At 66.3% G+C, this 17,089-nt stretch carries 15 protein-coding genes and 1 pseudogene; 9 read left to right on the top strand and 7 right to left on the bottom strand.

Annotation, left to right across the window (positions count from 1 at the left end; all coding sequences use genetic code 11):
- Positions 1 to 782, top strand: a pseudogene (locus tag ACFE87_RS01190) (hypothetical protein); the annotation flags it as partial.
- Positions 783 to 1,048: 266 nt separating this feature from the next.
- Here the strand turns inward: ACFE87_RS01190 and ACFE87_RS01185 are convergent.
- Complete coding sequence (locus ACFE87_RS01185; RefSeq protein WP_375457758.1) at positions 1,049 to 1,282, bottom strand: DUF6894 family protein; 234 nt, start codon at positions 1,280 to 1,282, stop codon at positions 1,049 to 1,051.
- A 134-nt stretch (positions 1,283 to 1,416) separates the two neighbouring features.
- Between ACFE87_RS01185 and ACFE87_RS01180 the strand changes: the two genes are divergently transcribed.
- Positions 1,417 to 2,142, top strand: a complete 726-nt coding sequence (locus tag ACFE87_RS01180) for a Crp/Fnr family transcriptional regulator (RefSeq protein WP_375457757.1) — start codon at positions 1,417 to 1,419, stop codon at positions 2,140 to 2,142.
- A gap of 57 nt (positions 2,143 to 2,199) precedes the next feature.
- Here ACFE87_RS01180 and ACFE87_RS01175 read toward each other — a convergent pair whose 3' ends face one another.
- The 6 genes from ACFE87_RS01175 to ACFE87_RS01150 form a co-directional block, all read right to left on the bottom strand.
- On the bottom strand, positions 2,200 to 2,493 hold the full coding sequence (locus tag ACFE87_RS01175; RefSeq protein ID WP_375457756.1) for a DUF6894 family protein: 294 nt from the start codon (positions 2,491 to 2,493) through the stop codon (positions 2,200 to 2,202).
- A 153-nt stretch (positions 2,494 to 2,646) separates the two neighbouring features.
- Complete coding sequence (locus ACFE87_RS01170; protein ID WP_375457755.1) at positions 2,647 to 4,527, bottom strand: TRAP transporter large permease subunit; 1,881 nt, start codon at positions 4,525 to 4,527, stop codon at positions 2,647 to 2,649.
- Positions 4,528 to 4,609: 82 nt separating this feature from the next.
- Positions 4,610 to 5,629, bottom strand: a complete 1,020-nt coding sequence (locus ACFE87_RS01165) for a TRAP transporter substrate-binding protein (protein WP_375457754.1) — start codon at positions 5,627 to 5,629, stop codon at positions 4,610 to 4,612.
- 52 nt (positions 5,630 to 5,681) lie between these two features.
- A complete protein-coding gene (locus tag ACFE87_RS01160; RefSeq protein ID WP_375457753.1) occupies positions 5,682 to 6,461 on the bottom strand; it encodes an SDR family NAD(P)-dependent oxidoreductase in 780 nt (259 codons plus the stop codon).
- A 23-nt stretch (positions 6,462 to 6,484) separates the two neighbouring features.
- Positions 6,485 to 7,855, bottom strand: a complete 1,371-nt coding sequence (locus ACFE87_RS01155; protein WP_375457752.1) for a four-carbon acid sugar kinase family protein — start codon at positions 7,853 to 7,855, stop codon at positions 6,485 to 6,487.
- Positions 7,852 to 9,108, bottom strand: a complete 1,257-nt coding sequence (locus ACFE87_RS01150) for a ribulose-bisphosphate carboxylase large subunit family protein (RefSeq protein WP_375457751.1) — start codon at positions 9,106 to 9,108, stop codon at positions 7,852 to 7,854. Before ACFE87_RS01150 ends, ACFE87_RS01155 begins: the two co-directional genes overlap by 4 nt.
- Positions 9,109 to 9,300: 192 nt before the next feature.
- Between ACFE87_RS01150 and ACFE87_RS01145 the strand changes: the two genes are divergently transcribed.
- The 7 genes from ACFE87_RS01145 to ACFE87_RS01115 all read left to right on the top strand — a co-directional run bounded on the left by ACFE87_RS01145 (position 9,301) and on the right by ACFE87_RS01115 (position 17,037).
- Complete coding sequence (locus ACFE87_RS01145; protein ID WP_375457750.1) at positions 9,301 to 10,188, top strand: LysR substrate-binding domain-containing protein; 888 nt, start codon at positions 9,301 to 9,303, stop codon at positions 10,186 to 10,188.
- Positions 10,189 to 10,271: 83 nt separating this feature from the next.
- Positions 10,272 to 12,101: an EAL domain-containing protein gene (locus ACFE87_RS01140; RefSeq protein ID WP_375457749.1), complete on the top strand. Its 1,830-nt coding sequence runs from the start codon at positions 10,272 to 10,274 to the stop codon at positions 12,099 to 12,101.
- Positions 12,102 to 12,337: 236 nt separating this feature from the next.
- Positions 12,338 to 13,309, top strand: a complete 972-nt coding sequence (locus tag ACFE87_RS01135) for a tripartite tricarboxylate transporter substrate binding protein (RefSeq protein WP_375457748.1) — start codon at positions 12,338 to 12,340, stop codon at positions 13,307 to 13,309.
- Positions 13,310 to 13,319: 10 nt separating this feature from the next.
- Positions 13,320 to 13,799, top strand: a complete 480-nt coding sequence (locus ACFE87_RS01130) for a tripartite tricarboxylate transporter TctB family protein (RefSeq protein WP_375457747.1) — start codon at positions 13,320 to 13,322, stop codon at positions 13,797 to 13,799.
- A gap of 9 nt (positions 13,800 to 13,808) precedes the next feature.
- Positions 13,809 to 15,317, top strand: coding sequence for a tripartite tricarboxylate transporter permease (locus ACFE87_RS01125; protein WP_375457746.1), 1,509 nt, complete (start codon positions 13,809 to 13,811; stop codon positions 15,315 to 15,317).
- 587 nt (positions 15,318 to 15,904) lie between these two features.
- Entirely contained in the window at positions 15,905 to 16,441 is a 537-nt protein-coding gene (locus ACFE87_RS01120) for a thiamine pyrophosphate-binding protein (protein ID WP_375457823.1), read from the top strand.
- A complete protein-coding gene (locus ACFE87_RS01115; RefSeq protein WP_375457822.1) occupies positions 16,441 to 17,037 on the top strand; it encodes a thiamine pyrophosphate-dependent enzyme in 597 nt (198 codons plus the stop codon). The genes ACFE87_RS01120 and ACFE87_RS01115 overlap by 1 nt, the downstream gene beginning before the upstream one ends.
- Positions 17,038 to 17,089: the final 52 nt, after the last annotated feature.

The following is a 17,089-nucleotide window of genomic DNA, read 5'->3' as shown; positions in this document are numbered from 1 at the left end:
TGGCCCAGGCCAAAGCCGAGCAGGCCAAGGCCGAGCAGGGGCGTATCGAGGAGGCGAACGCGGAGGCCGCTCGGATTGAGCAGGCCAGGCTCGCTCGAGTTGAAGCCGAGCAAGCTAGAGCAGAGGAGAGGCGCATCGAACAAGGAAGGGCGGAGATCGCCCGGGCGGAGCAGGCCCGTCTCGACCTGGCAGGAGCCGAGCAAGCCCGAGCCGAGCAGCGGCGCATCGAGCAGGCGAAGGCCGAGGCCGCTCGGGTCGAGGAGTATCGGCTGACCCAGGCCAAAGCCGAGCAAGCCCGAGCCGAGCAGGGGCGTGTCGAGCAGGCGCGGGCCGAGGCCGCGCGGGTGGAGCAGGCCCGTTTAGGGCAAGGCCAGGCTGAACGAGACACAGTCGAGCAGAGAGGCATCGACCAAGCGAATGCGGAGGCGGCTCGGATCGGTCAGCCCCGCCTCAATCAACCTCGAACCGGACAATCCAGACTTGAGCGGAGACGCATCGCCGACCGGGCGGCAGAGGAGCGGCGCCGGATTGGATGGGCAAACGCGGAACGCGGCCGCATCAAGGACGCACGGGGTCGATCTCAAGCGGGAAGGAGACCGAGCATTGTCGCCGAGTGGCAGCAACCCAGGCGGGAATGGATCCCAATCCCTTATGGAGCCTACCGAGCCTATGGAGATATCGTGATCGTTTCTCCCCGTGCTGGCCAATTCAGGAGCACGAGCAGCAGCCTGCCCCCACAGTTGATGAGGTGGCTCGATGGCGGTCCCGGGCGCCAGTTTTAAGCCGGAACCTCGGGCCGCTCTCGGACGCCGACATTCAGAACTCGAGAGCGGCGCTTTGGATCACGGACCCGGCGCCATCGCTGGTGGACCGCGACGGAAGCGGGCCCTTGCTTGGGCCAGGCGCTGAACGGCGCTAGGATGGACGTCGTTCAAACCTCAGACTTGGCGGAGATGCGCTACCACCACCCGCGTGGCGAGTCGTGTCTCGGGTCAGTGGTCGACAGGCTTCATGGCCCGCTGCGGCCAACGAAGCCCGAGATGTCGCGCTAAGACAGATGCTCCTGAGCCGAAAACGTCAGGGTAAACAGCTCCCGGCCGGCTTGGTCGTGGACTTCCATTTTCCAGCTTTCGCCAGTCCAAAACTTGCCGGCCATGTCCCGCAACATGTCGCCGCTGGTCTGAATGGCTCTGGCCTGCGCGGCGTAGACGTCCGGTAGCTCGGTCCCGTTTGGGTCGACAAACGACCGTCCATCGGTCACATTGAAAAAATAACGCGGCATGGCGTGATCCCGGACAGGCGGGAGCACGATGGTCTCTCTGCCGCAAGCGCCCTGAACCGGCCAGCGATGCGTCTGAATGCGCCTCGCGCGATGAAATAGCAAGAGCGCGGAGTATTATGTCCAGAGCCACAGCAATGCTTCTGCGAAAGTTGGATAGCATCGCCGTCCTTGGCGACGCCGACCGAAAAGCGATTGCTGGTCTGCCCGTGCGAATGACCGACCTAAAGCACGACCAGGATTTCATCCGCGACGGAGACGTGGGCCAGGAATGCTGTCTTTTGGTTGACGGCTTCATGCATCGCTACAAGGTCCTTCCCGACGGCAAGCGTCAGATACTCGCCTTCCATACGCCGGGCGATATTCCGGATTTGCAGAGCCTCCTTCTCCCAAACATGGACCACGGCCTCGCGGCCCTCGTCCCTTGCACGGTGGCGTTCATCTCGCATCAGGGCATGCGGGGGTTTCTGGCCGCGCATCCCCGTGTCACGGAGGCCCTCTGGCGTGACACGCTGATCGATGCAGCGATCTTTCGAGAGTGGCTCACCAGCATGGGCCAGCGAACGGCGAGGGGCCACCTGGCCCATCTGGTGTGCGAGTTTTTCACCCGTTGCCGCGCCGTCGGCGTGGGTTCCGTCGATAGCTGCCCTTTTCCTATGACGCAGTTGGAGATTGCGGATGCGCTCGGTCTGTCAGACGTTCACGTCAACCGAACGATCACGGAGTTGCGGAACGACGGCCTGATCTCCATTCAAAAGCGCACGCTCACAATCTTGGACTGGCCAGCGTTGGTCGCCGAAGGGCAATTCGATCCTGCCTACCTGCACATTCGCGAAAGCTCCGGGCTCGTGTCGGGGCTCTAGAGGAATTCCGCATGCGTGGGCCGACGTCCTGAACGAAGGAACAATGACGCGGCGACCTCAAGGCGAAGGTCGGCCAAGCCGTCTTCCTTTCAGGTCGAGCAGATCGGCCGTGCGCAGATGGTCGGCCCGCAGGGCGTGGCCGAAGGCCAGCTTGAATATCGGCTCGCCACCCTCATTGGCCACGGTCATCTCCCAGTGGCGCCGACACAATCCGCGCTGATCGCCATCCGCCATCAAATTCCGGGCGCTGTCCAAAGCCTCGACGTGGACGGCGTTTTCCGAGAGATCGGTCCCTTCCTGATCGTAGGCGAACGCGTGCCCGTCGGTCACATGAAAGAAGAAACGCGGCACCGCCAAAATCTCCTGCGGTCTGCAATGACGGCCAACCTGATGGGGGAGGCCGAGTTGCGGTTCGCCATTGGACGGAGCAGCCTCGCTCGCCATGTATGACGATGGGCGACCCTATCGGCCGATCGACCGAGGCCGGGGTCCATCTGACAGCGCCTAGAGCAGCCCGATGGAGATGGCCGGCACGAGTGCGATCGCGACCAGGCCGAGCACCAGCGCGGCCAAGTAGAACCAGATCGTCGTCATGGCGGAATCGGGGTCCACCTTCCCGATCGAGCAAGCGATATAATAGCCGATGCCGATGGGGGGCGCGAACAGGCCGATATTCATCGAGACGACGACCACCATCGCGTAGTGGACGCCGTGGATGCCCAGATCCTTGGCAATCGGGAACATCAACGGGGCCAGCAGCACGATCGCGGGCAGGCCTTCCAGGAGGCAGCCCAAGGTGAGGAACACCGCGACCGTCACGCCCATATAGACGATCCAGCCTCCGGGCAGGCCCTTCATGACCCCGGCGAGATATTGCGCGAAGCCGGTCTGGGTCAGCACCCACGCGGCCGCCGAGGCCGTGCCGAGGATGATCAGGATCGAGCCCGTCATCGCCGCGGTCTCGACCAGCATCCGGTACATGTCCCGGGCCTTGATGCCGCCATACAGGATCATGCCGGCGATCAGGGCGTAGACGACCGCGATGGTCGAAACCTCCGTCGCGGTGGCGACGCCCTCCGTCACGGCCCCGCGGACGAGGAAGGGAAGGACGAGAGCCGGCGCGGCGATCATCAGCGCCTTGCCGATCACCGGCAGAGGTGCCCGGCGCACGCCCCCCATCATCTCGCCGCGCGCCCTCCAGCGCGCCGCCACCGCCAGGATCAAGAGCAGGAAGAAGGCGACGACGAAGCCGCTGGCGAACAGCGCCGCGATCGAGATGCCGGCGACCGAACCGATCACGATCAGCACGATCGAGGGCGGGACGGTGTCGGCCATGATCGCCCCGGTCCCGAGGAGCGCGACCATCTCTTCCGGCCGGTTCCCGCGCCGTTTCATCTCCGGGAACAGCGCCGGCGCCACCGTCGCCATGTCCGACACCTTGGAGCCGGAGATGCCGGACACGAGGTAGAGCGAGCCGAGCATGACGTAGGACATGCCGGCCTTCACATGGCCGAGCAGGGAGGCGAGGAAGTCGACGATCGCCTTGCCCATGCCGGTCGCGTCGAGAATGCAGCCGAGCAGCACGAAGATCGGGACGGAGAGCAGGATCAGGCTCGACATCCCTTCGTCCATCCGGCCGACGATGACGGTCACGGGAAGCCTCGTCGAGAAGACCAGGAACGCCATCGCGCCCGCGCCGAAGCAGAAGGCGATCGGAACCCCCATGGCGAGACAGACGGCGATCACGGCGACGAGCAGGACGAGGATATTGGCCCGGCCGAGTCCGGCGAAGACGGGCGAGAGCAGCCAGAGCGCTCCGACGGCCAGGGCCACGACCGTGATGGCCGTCAAGAGATCGCGTCTCGTAACGTCGTGCCAGAGCTTTGCGGCGAGCACGACCAGCATCAGCCCGATCCCGATGGGGATCCCGGCCACCCGCCAGGCGGTTGAGATTTCCAGGCCCGGCGAGACGACCGGGAACTCGTCCTGCCAATGCTCGAGGGCCGATGGCAGCAGCGCGACGAGGAAGGTCGCGACAACGACAAGGCCGGTGGCCTCGAGGGGACCTCGCAGCCGCGGCCCGGCGCCGTTCAGGAGAAGCGCCAATCGGAGATGCTCGTTGCGATCCATGGCGATCACCGAGCCGAACATCACGATCCAGAGGAAAACGAAGGACGCGATCTCGTCGGCCGCCGTGATCGGCGCTCCCAGGATGTAGCGCGAGAACACCGCGACCAGGACGAGCCCGATCAGTCCGACGATCAGGGCGGCGGAGATCGCCTCGAGCGGTCCCATGAGAAAGCGCAGTCGCCCGGACGGCCGCGGCGGCACCTGCTCCTCGACCGCGAAAGCCTGGATCTCGGTGATCGGAGTTGCATCGGCCATCGGTGCGTCGCTCGGGAATCTGGCTCGGGAATGGCCCGCCGCCTTCCGGAGGGCGGCGGGTGATGACGGTCGACCGGCGCGCTCAGGCGAGCTTGCCGACGGCCTCTTCGAGGAGAGCCCACGGCTCTTCGCCGAACTTGCCGCGCCATTCCTTGTAGAACCCGGCTTTCGACAGCGTATCACGGAAGGGAGCCGGGTCGACCTCGTTGAAGATCAGGCCGGCGGCCGCGAGTTCCTTCTGCAGGCTGATATTCTGGCTGGCGACCTCCGCGCGCTCGGCGATGCAGGCATCGTTGACGACCCGGGTCACGATCGCCTGAAGGTCGGCCGGCACCTGTCCCCAGGACCGGCGGTTCATCAGGAACCACCAGCCGTCCCACATGTGATTGGTCACCGAGCAGTATTTCTGCACCTCGAAGAGCTTGGCCGCCGAGATGATGGCGGGCGGATTCTCCTGGCCGTCGACGACCTTGGTCTGCAGCGCGGAATAGACTTCCGCGAAATTCAGTCCGGTCGGCGATGCGCCGAGCGACCGGAACAGCGACAGCCACAGCGCGCTGACCGGAACCCGGATCTTCATGTTCTTGAGATCCTCCGGCTGCACGATCGGCCTCGCGCTGTTCGTGATCATGCGGAAACCATTGTCCCAGATCTTGTCCATGACGACGAAGCCGCCGCGGGTGATCTGGCTGCGCAGGTGAGCGCCGAGCTTGCCGTCCATGGCGCCCCATAAAGCCGGGTAGTCCTTAAAGGCGAAGCCGACGCCGGAGATCGCCGCCGCCGGGATGATGGTGGACAGCACGTTCACGCCGGAATTCAGGAAGCATTCCAGCGCGCCGGAGCGGAGCTGGGACAGCATGTCGGAATCGGCGCCGAGCTGGTTGTTCGGGAAAAGCTGGAACTCGAACCTGCCATTCGTCTCGAGCTTCACCTGCTCCGCCGCCTTGGTGAGATGAATGTTGAGCGGGTGTGAAGCGGGCACGTTGGTGCCGATCTTGAATGTGTGCTCGGCAGCATGCGCGTAGCGGATCGGCAGCGCAGCGGAGATCGCCCCGGCTCCGGCGAGGGTCGCGAAGCTTCGGCGATTGATGGTCAGGGTCATGATGTTTTCCTCCCTTTCGTGTTGGTGGTGGCCAGGCCTTTCGCGGGCTCGTTTATGCCGGTGGGGCGGCCTTCGAGCCGCGGAACATGAGGCCGGCCTCCCGGAACCCGCCATCGACGTTGAGCGTGTGGCCGTGAACGTAGCGGGCCTCGTCCGAGCAGAGGAACACCGCAGCGTCGGCGACCTCCTCCGGCGTGCCGTACCGCGTCATCGGGATCAGGTAGTTATAGGCGGCGCGCGTCGGCCCATCGTGGGCGAATTTCGCCATCTCGGTCTCGATGGCGCCGGGCGCGATGTTGTTGACGTTGATGCCGAATTCGGCGAGTTCGACGGCCATCACCTTGGTGAGAAGCTCGAGCCCCGCCTTCGCGGCACCGTAGGCGCCGCGGCCATGGCCGCCGCGCTGGCCGGAGAGCGAGGCGATGTTGACGATCTTCCCGGCGCGCTGCTTCGCCATCACGCGAGCGGCCGCCTGCGCGACGAAGAAGGCCCCGGTCAGGTTGATCCCGATCGTGCGGTTCCAGGCCTCGGCCGTGATGTCGAGGAACGGCGTGTTGCCTCCGATCCCGGCGTTGTTGACCAGGATGTCGAGCCGGCCGTAGCGGGCGACGATCGCGTCGATCAGGGCGGTGACGGAGTCCTGGTCTGCCACGTCGACCTTCTCGGCCATGCCGTCGGTCGCAGCCAGCGTCGCGAGCGCGTCCCGAGCGCCTTCCTCGTTGACGTCGGCCAGGACCGGCACGGCGCCCTCCGCGTGAAGCGCCTTCGCGATCGCAAGGCCGATACCCCGCGCTCCTCCCGTGACCAGCGCAATTCTTCCCTGGAGTCGCATGGTGTCCTTCCCGCCTCTGCCGTTCATGACGCCGCGCCGTGGCGAACGACCTGGAAAAAATCGTCGCCGCCGACCTGGCCGCCCTTGAGGACCAGCTCCAGCCCGTTGCGCTCCGGCGCTGTCGCGTGGGCGAGACAGAGCGGTGAGCCTGGTGCCATCGGGGCGATCGCCGTCAGCGCGTCGATGCCCAGCATCGCCGCAGCGTGGCTGGACGTGTCCCCGCCGGAGATGACGGCTCGCTTCAGGCGCGAGGCGCTGAGCACCGCGTCGAGCAGGCGGCCGAGCCCCGCGCCGATCCGGTCATTGACCATTTCGGCCGAGAGCCCCGAGACCGCGATGGCGTCGCGAAGGCGCGACACGGCCGGATCGTCCGGACCGGCCGCCGTGAAGGCGAGCGGGCTCGCGCCGGCGGACAGCGCACTGAGCGAGCGCTCGACGGCCTCCGCGATCGCGCCATCCCAGGACCGGGCGTCGACCGCACGCTCGGCCGCGACGCGGATCGGCGTGAAGCCGCTCTGCCCGGCGGCGGCGATCTGCCGGGCGGTGACCGGCGACACCGAGCCCGACACTACGGCGATCTGCCCCACGGGCGCCGGACGAGGGGGCGACGCCGCCTCCGGTAGCAGCCGCGACGCTCGCCAATAGGCGGCGAGCGCCATCTCGAGCCCCTGCGAACCGATGGCGAAGACCTGTTCCTGCCCGCATTCCCAGACCAGGCGCCCGGCCTCGACCTGCGTCTCCTCATCGAGAACGTCGATCGAGATGACGCGATGGCCCGCCTCGATGAGCTCCGCGAGCCTCGCGTCCCCTTCGCGGCGCTTCATCGCCACGAAGTCGATGAGACCAATCGGCAGGTCGGTCTGGCGTGCGAGGTGTATGCCAAGATCCGCCTCGGACATGGGCGTCACGGGGTGGCGCGCCATCACGGGATGACGGTCGAGCCGGTATCCTCGCCCGTGCGCCAGCGCGAAGAGATGGCCGAAGCTCTGGAAGCGGCCCATCGACGGCTCGCCCACGACCAGCGGGATCCAGCCGCCGAAGGCTCGCGCGCCGATGTCGGCAGCCCGGCCGATCGATCCGACGTGGGGAGCGGAATCGAAGGTCGAGCACACCTTGTAGTGCACCACCGGCGCGCCGAGGCTCCGGAGCAGCCCGAAGACGGGCGGAAGGTGCTCGTCCATCCAGTCCGGGCTACGGGAGCGGGCGGCCCCCGCGATCCCGATCCCGCGATAGCCCTGAAAGGCGGCGAGCCGCTCCGGCAACGGCGGCGACAGGAAGAGAACCGTCTCGAGCCCGGCGAAGGCGAGCGCCTCCATCGATGCCGAAGAGCCGGTGAAATCGTCGCCGTAGAACGCGACGAGCGGCCCCGCGGGCAGGGCGCGCGGTGCACTCACGCGGCGACACCGGGCGCACGCCGCAACTCGGGATGGCTTCGCGCATGAACGTCCAGCGGGATTCCTGCGACCGCGGCGTCCCAGGCCTCCCGGAGCGAGCGCACGCCGGCGCCTGGGCCGTCGGGATGGGCCATGATGCCTCCGCCCGCGGTCATGATCAGGTCCGTGCTCCGCAGGGCCGCGAAGGTGCCATGCGCCTGTCGTGCAGTCTGACCCGACGAGAAGACCGGCATGGCCGTGCAGGGTTTGTCCGGGAACAGCGGCGTGAGGCAGGTCCGCGCGGAACTGATGACGCTGTCGTCGGTCTCGGAGAACTTGTTGTCGAGGCCGTTGACATGCATGTGGTCGACCCCGGCCAGTCGCCAGAGCTTCTGCCAGGCGACGTAGGACCACCCGAGCATCGGGTGGCGTCCGAGATAGCCCCAGCCGTTCCGATGCGCGTGGATCGGCAGCTCGGCGAAGCGCGCGAGCTCGATCATCCCGACGAGGCCGACCGAGTTCAGGCTCGCCATCAGGCAGGTCGCGCCGTGGGCGAGGAGCGTATCATGGCGCCGGCGCATCTGATCGAGGTCGCCGGTCAGGTTGAAGGCGAACATCGGCTTCTTGCCGGTCCGGTCCGCCTGCGCCTCGATGACCCGCATGACCGCCGCGACGCGCGCGTCGAAGGGGCAGTAGGGCCCGTCGGATTGCAGCTCGTCGTCCTTGATGAAGTCGATCCCCGCCTCGCAGAGCTCGCCGACAAGGGAAGCAGTCGCCTCGGCATCGAGCCCGACGCTCGGCTTGATGATCGTCCCGATGATCGGGCGGTCGTGAACCCCGGCGAGCGTCCGCGTGCCGGCGACGCCGAAGCGCGGCCCTCCATAGGCCTCGGCGAAGGCAGGCGGCAGGCGCAGGTCGAGCAGCTTGAGCCCGCTGACGCATTTCAGCTCGAAGAGATTGCCCGCGACCGTGGCGACGAGATTGGGGAGGGAGGGTCCGGTGGTCGTGAGCGGCCATGACAACGTCATCCTGGCGCGCGTCACCCGCTCGTCCGGGTGCGGGCCGCGGCCGGACGGGAGCGAGCGGCCCGCTACCTCCTCGACGACCTCGAGCGCGACGACCCGGGCCGCGGAGCGCTCCTTCAGCTCCGGCGTCTCCCCGGGAACGGCGACGAAGGTGCCGCTCGACTGTTCGCCGGCGATGATCTCGGCGGCGCGGGCGACCTCGATGGGCGTCTCGAGCAGGTAGTCGGCTTCGAAGCGGTCGGACAGCATCGGCGATCCCTCAGGCAACCGGGCAGGTGAGACGCCTGGCGGCCGACGCGACGCTTCCGACACGCGATCCCGACATTTCCGCCCTGATCTTTTGACTTGGCGGGACGCTAGGCCGGGACGGTTGCGCGCGACATCCCAATTCGATGCAGTATGGTGTAAGCTTTACTCACACCAATTTGACCCGGTGCCGGCATGGCGACCTCGCGACTGCCCCTCAACGCCCTGCGTGCCTTCGAGGCGGCGGCCCGACTGAACAGCATGTCGGGAGCCGCGGTCGAACTCGGCGTCACGCACGGCGCGATCAGCCGACATGTCCGCAGCCTCGAAAGAGAGTTCGGCGTGTCGCTGCTCAAGCGGCTCTCGAAGTCCGTCGAGCCGACGGCGCAGGGCGGTCAGTTGGCGTCGGCGCTCCGCGAGGCGTTCGGCGTCATGCAGCAAGGCGTCTCCGCCCTCTCCCCTGCGCAATTGACGCTCTCATGCTCCGCGACGATCAGCATGCTGTGGCTCATCCCGCGCCTGGGAGCATTCAAGCGCCTTCATCCCGACGTCGAACTCCGCCTGAACGTCAATTATGGGCAGGTCGACTTCCTGCGCGACGAGGTCAGCCTCGCGATCCGCTCCACCATGTTCAAGGCGCCGCAGGAGGTGATCATCCGACCGCTCCTGCGGGAGTATGTCGGCCCTGTCTGCCACCCGGACTATGCGGCCCGCACGGGGCTTGCGACGCCGGCCCATCTCGCAAGCGCGCGCCTGCTCGGCATTGCGACCCGATCATCGGCGTGGCGGGAATGGATGGATGCGAGCGGCTGGCAGGGCCTGCCGCTCGTCCCGCAGGAAACCTACGAACATTTCTATCTTCAGATCCAGGCTGCCGCCTGCGGCCTAGGGGTCGCCATCGCCCCTCAGATCCTCGTCGAGAGCGAGATCCGTCGTGGACATCTCCTTGCACCTTTCGGCTTCGTGGCCGGGCCGCACGAACTCAATCTGTGGATCGCGCCTCACGTAAGGAACCGCTCCGATGTAAGACGTCTCGCGGGCTGGATCGAGGAGGAGATGCAATCGCCCGAGGGTGCAAGATGAGGATTGCCGAAAACGGCAGGCATCAGATTATTGGACCGTAAACTCTGGCCGACTAGCATTTTTCGTGATGCTCGGGCGGTTACATGTTGCAGCGCTTTCAACAAAACATTCTGGAAAAGATCGCTCGGGGCTGCTCCGTCAACGAGACGGCGGAGTCCATTTGCTGCGAGGCCGAGCGTTTCGGAACCGGTGCCCAGTGTTCGATACTGACTGTGGACGCATCTGGGTTGCTTCACCCTCTCGCGGGTCCAAGCCTGCCGGCGCATTACTCGGCGGCCCTGGAAGGCGTCCCGATCGGGCCGGCTGTCGGCTCCTGCGGCACGGCCGCATACCGGGCGAAGCCGGTGACGGTCGTCGACATCATGTCCGATCCGCTTTGGGCCGAGTTCAAGGGGCTGGTCGAGCCCCTCGGTATCAAAGCGTGCTGGTCGAGCCCTATCCTGCATAGCGAGGGCCGGGTTCTTGGAACTTTCGCCTTCTATTTCAAGGAATGTCGAGGGCCGACAGAGGAAGAGGAAATCATCGTCGCGGCTTGCGTGGACCTCTGCTCGGTCATGCTCGAACGCGAGGAGGTCCGAGCCGCGAACCATCGCCTCGCCTATTTCGATGCGCTCACGGGATTGCGCAACAGGGCCAGCTTCAACAAAGCCCTGGAGGATGTGCGTCTGACCGGAGACGAGGGCATCGGGCTCGTTCTGATCGACCTGGATCATCTCAAACGCGTGAACGACACACTGGGTCATGCTGTCGGGGACGATCTCATCCGCGAGCTTGCCGGACGCATCGCCAAGAATGCGCGGTCCGGACAAGCCTTCCGGATCGGAGGTGACGAATTTGCCGTTCTGGCCATCGGAAACGATGGCGAGCCTGCCCGGATCGCAGCCGGAATTCTCGCCTCAACGAAGAAACCGGTCCGATCGAACAATCGTGTCATCGCCGCGACCGTGACCTGCGGCGGGGCAGTGTCCCGTCTCGTCGCGCCCGGCGACCTGCGGACATTGCAGCAGCAGGCGGATTTTGCCCTCTATCACGCGAAGGAAGGGGCGAGGGGGAGTTTCGTCCTCTACGATGAGACGCTGTCGAGCACGATCGCGCGCCGTTTTAGCACCATGCGGCGGGTGACCAATGCGCTCGCTGCGTATCGTCTGGAGCCGTTCTATAAGCCTATCGTGAGGCTCGACACGCGCGAGATCATCGGCCTTGAAGCTCTCTGCCGCCTTCGAACCTCGGAAGGACGCATCGTAGAGGCGGCGGAGTTCGTGGAGGCCATGCAGGACCTCTCGATCGGAAAGCTTGTGACCGCGCAGATGCTGAACAGGGTCGCCTACGATATCCGCTCCTGGCTGGATCGAGGCATTCCGGTCCAGCATGTCGGCGTGAACGTCACGACGGCAGACTTCCAGGACAGGGATCTCTACGAACGCGTTTCAGCAGCCTTCTCCCGACATCGCGTGCCTCTGAAGCATGTGATCCTGGAGGTCACCGAATCCGTCTACATGGATGAGGGTGACCGGAAAATCGCGCATACCATCGAGCGATTGCGGGCCGACGGACTGCTCGTTGCGCTTGACGATTTCGGGACGGGCTACGCCTCCCTGACGCACCTGCTCACATTTCCGGTCGACATCATCAAGGTCGACAAGAGCTTCATCGGTCGCCTCAGCGAGGGTGATGCCGGGCAGGTGATCGTCAAGGGCCTGATCGACATCGCGCGCGGCCTCGGGATCCGGATCGTGGCCGAGGGCGTCGAGCATGAAGGCCAGTCAGCACAGCTTGAGAAACTGGGCTGCATCCTCGGCCAGGGATACCTGTTCGGACGCCCCCAGGACTTCATGGCGACGACGGACCTGGTGCTTCGGTTTTCGCAGCAGCTCCCCACGACCCAGGACGTCCTCGCCGCGCGCGTGGCTTAGTTCGACCGGCCGAGAAGCTTTCAGAGCATCGATGTCTGCTGTTCGGCAAGGTGCCGGCGTCCGTCCCGGCCTGGCTGGGAAGATCCCGTAGCGGATTGCCGTATCGGGCAATGGCTGCGAGTTCCGAAACAGCCCGAACTTCCGCTCGAGGCGTGGCCGACTCGTCCCGACAGGATCCTTGCCGTGATCGGGCGAGGTGTGACACGATCCGGTCGGGGAAACGTCGGAGAGATGAGATGCTCGGTTTGAACGGGCTCGCTCGATACGTTCTGGCCGTCGTCATCGCGGGCGTCGCCGCGCAGGCGCTCGCGCAGGACTACCCGGTCAAGCCCATCACGCTGATCGTGCCGTGGCCGGCAGGCGGATCCACCGACATCAGCATGCGGGCGATCGCGGACGCCGCGAGCAAGCATATCGGCCAGCCGATCGTGGTCGACAACAAGGCGGGCGGCGGGGGCACGGTCGGCCCGGCCACCATGGCGGTCGGGGCCAAGCCCGACGGCTACACCATCGCGCAAATCCCCATCACGGTCTTCCGCCTTCCCCTGATGCAGAAGACGACCTGGGATGCCCAACGGGACTTCACCTACATCGTCCACCTCACGGGCTACACGTTCGGCGTGACGGCGAATGCCGACTCGCCGTTCAAGGCGTGGAGCGACGTGGTCGACTTCGCGAAGCAGAATCCCGGCAAGGTCACCTACGCGACGCCCGGCGCCGGCACGTCGCTGCATGTCGGCATGGAGCAGGTTGCCGCGAAGGCGGGCATCAAGCTCACGCACGTTCCCTTCAAGGGTGGCGCGGAGACGAATGCCGCGGTCCTGGGCGGGCACACCACGCTGCAGGCCGATTCGAGCGGGTGGAAGCCGCTCGTCGAAGCCGGCAAGCTTCGCCTCCTCATGATCTGGACGGCCGAGCGCTCGAAGAACTATCCGAACGCGCCGACCCTGAAGGAACTCGGCTATCCCTTCGTCTTCGATTCGCCCTTCGGCATCGCCGGGCCGAAAGGCATGGACCCCAAAGTGGTGGCCAAGCTGCACGACGCCTTCAAGAAGGCGATCGACGAGCCGGCGGTCCAGGACACGCTCGCCAAATACGACATGGTCGTGAACTACAAGAGCACGGCGGATTACAGGGCGTTCGTCGGCGAGACGATCGAGGGGGAGCGCAAGATCATCACGGATCTCGGCCTCGCGAAGACGAACTGAGCCCGCGAACGTGGCCCCGGACCGACCCTCGCTCCTGAAGAGTGCGGAGTTCTGGGCGTCGCTGCTCTGGCTTTCGGTCAGCGTCTTCGTCGTATGGGCGGGCCGGGACCTCGGCGCGGGCACGATCGCGGCGCCGGGCAGCGGCTTCCTGCTGCTCTGGGCCGGGCTCATGATGTGCGGCTTGTCGCTCGCGATCCTGTGGAAGGCCGTCCGGGAGGTGGGCCCGAGCGTGGCGTCGCTATGGGCCGGCGTCCGCTGGGGCAACGTGGTGTTGATGGTGGCGAGTCTTGCCGTCTATGCCGCTCTCCTCGACACGCTCGGTTTTCTGGTCGCCACGATCCCGCTGCTCCTGGTGCTGCTGCGGGGCGTCGACCCGGTGCCGTGGCGGACGGCCATACCGGTCGCCGTCGTCGGGACGGTCGGAATTTGGTGGGTGCTGAAGCGGCTGCTGCTGATCCAGCTGCCCGGCGGCCGCTTCGACATCGGCTGACGGGCGGCCTTGGACGTCCTCGCCAACGTCGCCCAGGGCTTCGGGGTCGCCCTCCAGCCCATCAACCTCCTGTCCTGCTTCCTGGGCGTGTTCATCGGCACGCTGGTCGGCGTGCTCCCCGGCATCGGCCCGGTCTCGGCCATGTCGCTGCTTCTGCCGATCACGCTGGCCGGCACCCCGGAAGCCGGCATCATCATGATGGCCGGCATCTACTACGGCTCGATGTACGGGGGCTCGACGACGTCGATCCTCGTCAACATTCCGGGTGAGGCAGCCTCCGTCGTCACATGCCTCGACGGGCATCAGATGGCGAAGCAGGGGCGCGCGGGTCCGGCGCTCGGCATCGCGGCACTGGGCTCCTTCGTGGCCGGCACGTTCGCGATCGTTGCGCTGATGCTCGTCGCGCCGACGCTCGCGATCTGGGCGGTCGCCTTCGGGCCGGCGGAATATTTCAGCCTCATGGTGCTGGGCGTCACGATCCTGACCTTCCTTACGCAGGGCTCGATGGCGAAGGCCCTGCTGATGGCCTGCGTCGGCGCGGTGCTCGGGCTCATCGGGCTGGACTCGATCACGGCGCAGCCGCGTCTCACCTTCGACCGCATCGAGCTCTACGACGGCATCGGCCTGGTGCCGGTCGTGATGGGGCTCTTCGGCCTCGCGGAGGTGCTGCACAATCTCGAGCGGCCCATCATCCGCGACGTGGTCCAGGCGAAGATCACGCAACTGTGGCCGAGCAGGCAGGATTGGGGGGCGAGCGCCGGCCCGATCGCGCGAGGCACCCTCCTCGGCTTCGTCCTGGGTATCCTGCCGGGCGGCGGCGCCATCATCGCCTCCTTCGCGTCCTACGCGCTCGAGAAGCGCCTCTCCCGGCATCCGGAGCGTTTCGGGCGCGGGGCCATCGAGGGCGTGGCCGGTCCCGAGGCGGCAAACAACGCGGCGGCCGGCGGGGCCTTCATTCCGCTCCTGACGCTCGGCATTCCGCCCAATGTCGTCATGGCCCTGCTGCTGGGCGCCTTCGTGATCCACGGCCTGCAGCCCGGCCCGTTGATGATGACCCAGAACCCGACCCTGTTCTGGGCGATCATCGTGAGCATGTATATCGGCAACGTCATGCTCGTCGTCTTGAACCTGCCGCTCGTCGGCATGTGGGCGCAGTTGCTGCGGGTCCCCTACAACGTGCTGTTCCCGCTCATCGTGCTGTTCAGCATCGTCGGCGTGTACTGTTCCAGCAACAACGTTTTCGACGTCTATGTCATGATCGCGTTCGGGATCCTGGGCTATCTGATGCGAAAGACTGGCTACGAGCCGGCTCCCCTGGTCCTCGCCTTCGTGCTCGGCCCAATGCTGGAGAACAACCTGCGCAAGGCCCTCATTCTCTCCCAAGGCGACCTGACGACCTTCGTGGCCCGCCCGATCTCGGCCGTGTGCCTCGCCTTCGCCGCGGCTCTTCTCGTCTTTCCGCTATTGCCGGCTTTGCGCAGGAAGCGAGACGCGGTCGCGCTCGACGAGACGGCCTGAGACCACGTCCCGATCACCTGCCGACCCGGGCAGCAAAGGAGGCGGGGTCGAGATCAACATGGCGTGTAGCGCTACGGCAGCCCGTACCAGCGGAGGGCGACAACGTCGGCCGCCGTGGCTCCCACCGCTTGGACTGTCGCCGGGAGCCTTGGTAAGTACGAGGCCGAAGACGGGCCTGAACACGCGCGGAACGCAAGAGGAACCCGCATGGCGATTGAGCATAGGCGGGGAGCCTCCCTGCGAGTTCGGGCTGGCCCGCATTTCGAGCTGGAGGCCCACGTGGACGTGAAGCCCCTGAACATGCTGGCGATCAGCGCATTGGTCACGGGGATCCTGCTCGCTGTGCCGTTGATCATCCGGGCAGCGAAAGAGCCTCCCCACCAGCGACCAGACCTCGCTCCAGAACATCGCCCGCAACTCCAAGAGTGGTGAGCGGGCGTTGACCGCTCTGGGACAACTTGGTCAGGGCAGCGGGGCCTCATCAGGCGAGCAACTAAAAGGGCATTCGCGAGATTGTCTGGTTGACTGACGGCCGGGGCACGGGCAGACCTCCCATGAACGGGGAGCAACGCGTGACAGCAGGCAACATGGCAGGTTCGTCGCCGACTTGGCCGGACGAGGTCTACCGGGTCCTCAAGGATGCCGGAATCCAGCAGGTCGCGATCGTACCCGATGCGGGGCACAGCCGTCTCATCCGAGCCTTCGAGGCCGACAACGACATCCAGGTCGTTTCGCTCACGACGGAGGAGGAAGGCGTCGCCATGCTGGCCGGCGCGTGGCTGGGCGGTCAGAAGGGCGTGCTGCTGATACAGTCCTCGGGCGTCGGCAATTGCATCAACATGCTGTCCCTGCCGCAGACCTGTCGGATGCCGCTGCTGATGATCGTCACGATGCGGGGCGAATGGGGCGAGTTCAACCCCTGGCAGGTGCCCATGGGCCAGGGCACGCAGCCGGCGCTCGAAGCCATGGGCGTGATCGTGCGCAGGGCCGACGAGCCGGACGGGATCGCCCGGGCCGTCTCGGGCGGTGCTCACCTGGCCTTCAACACCTGGCGCCCGGTCGCCGTCCTGATCGGCCAGAACGCGCTCGGGGCCAAGAACTTCAAGGAGATGACCCAGAAATGATGTCGCCCGCGAACCTCCTCCATCGCCGGGCCGTCGTCGACGAGCTCCTGCGCGACCGCGGGGACCTCCTCGTGATCGCCAGCCTCGGGGCGCCGAACTGGGACATCTCGGCTTCGGGCGATCACCCGAACAACTTCCCGCTCTGGGGCGCGATGGCCGCGTCCGTGACGATGGGGCTCGGCCTCGCGCTCGCCCAGCCGAGCCGCCGGATCCTTGTCTTCGCGGGCGACGGCGAGATGTTGATGAGCCTGGGCGCGCTCGCGACCGTCGGCGTCCAGCGGCCCGCGAACCTCGCCATCGTGGTGCTCGACAACGAGCGCTACGGCGAGACCGGGATGCAGAAGACGCACACGGCCGCGGGGGTCGACCTCACCGGCGTCGCGAAGGCCTGCGCCATCCCGACCTGCCTCACCATACGCAATCCGGAGGACGTGGCCGGGCTGCGCCGGGAGGTCTACGAAGGTGCGGGCCCGGTTTTCGCGACCGTCAAGATCGATCCGGAGGCCTTGCCCTTCGTGCTGCCGCCGGCCGACGGCGTGATCCTGGCCACCCGTTTCCGCCGCTCCGTCCTCGGCGAGGCGGCCTTGTACAACTGAACGCTGACGCCTGAAGCCGGCCCACGAGAGGCCGGCGGGCGAGGGAGGACAA

Origin of the sequence: uncultured Enterovirga sp. (genome assembly GCF_964242715.1) — a bacterium.
GTDB lineage: Bacteria > Pseudomonadota > Alphaproteobacteria > Rhizobiales > Beijerinckiaceae > Enterovirga.
This window is presented reverse-complemented; position numbering and strand designations above follow the sequence as displayed.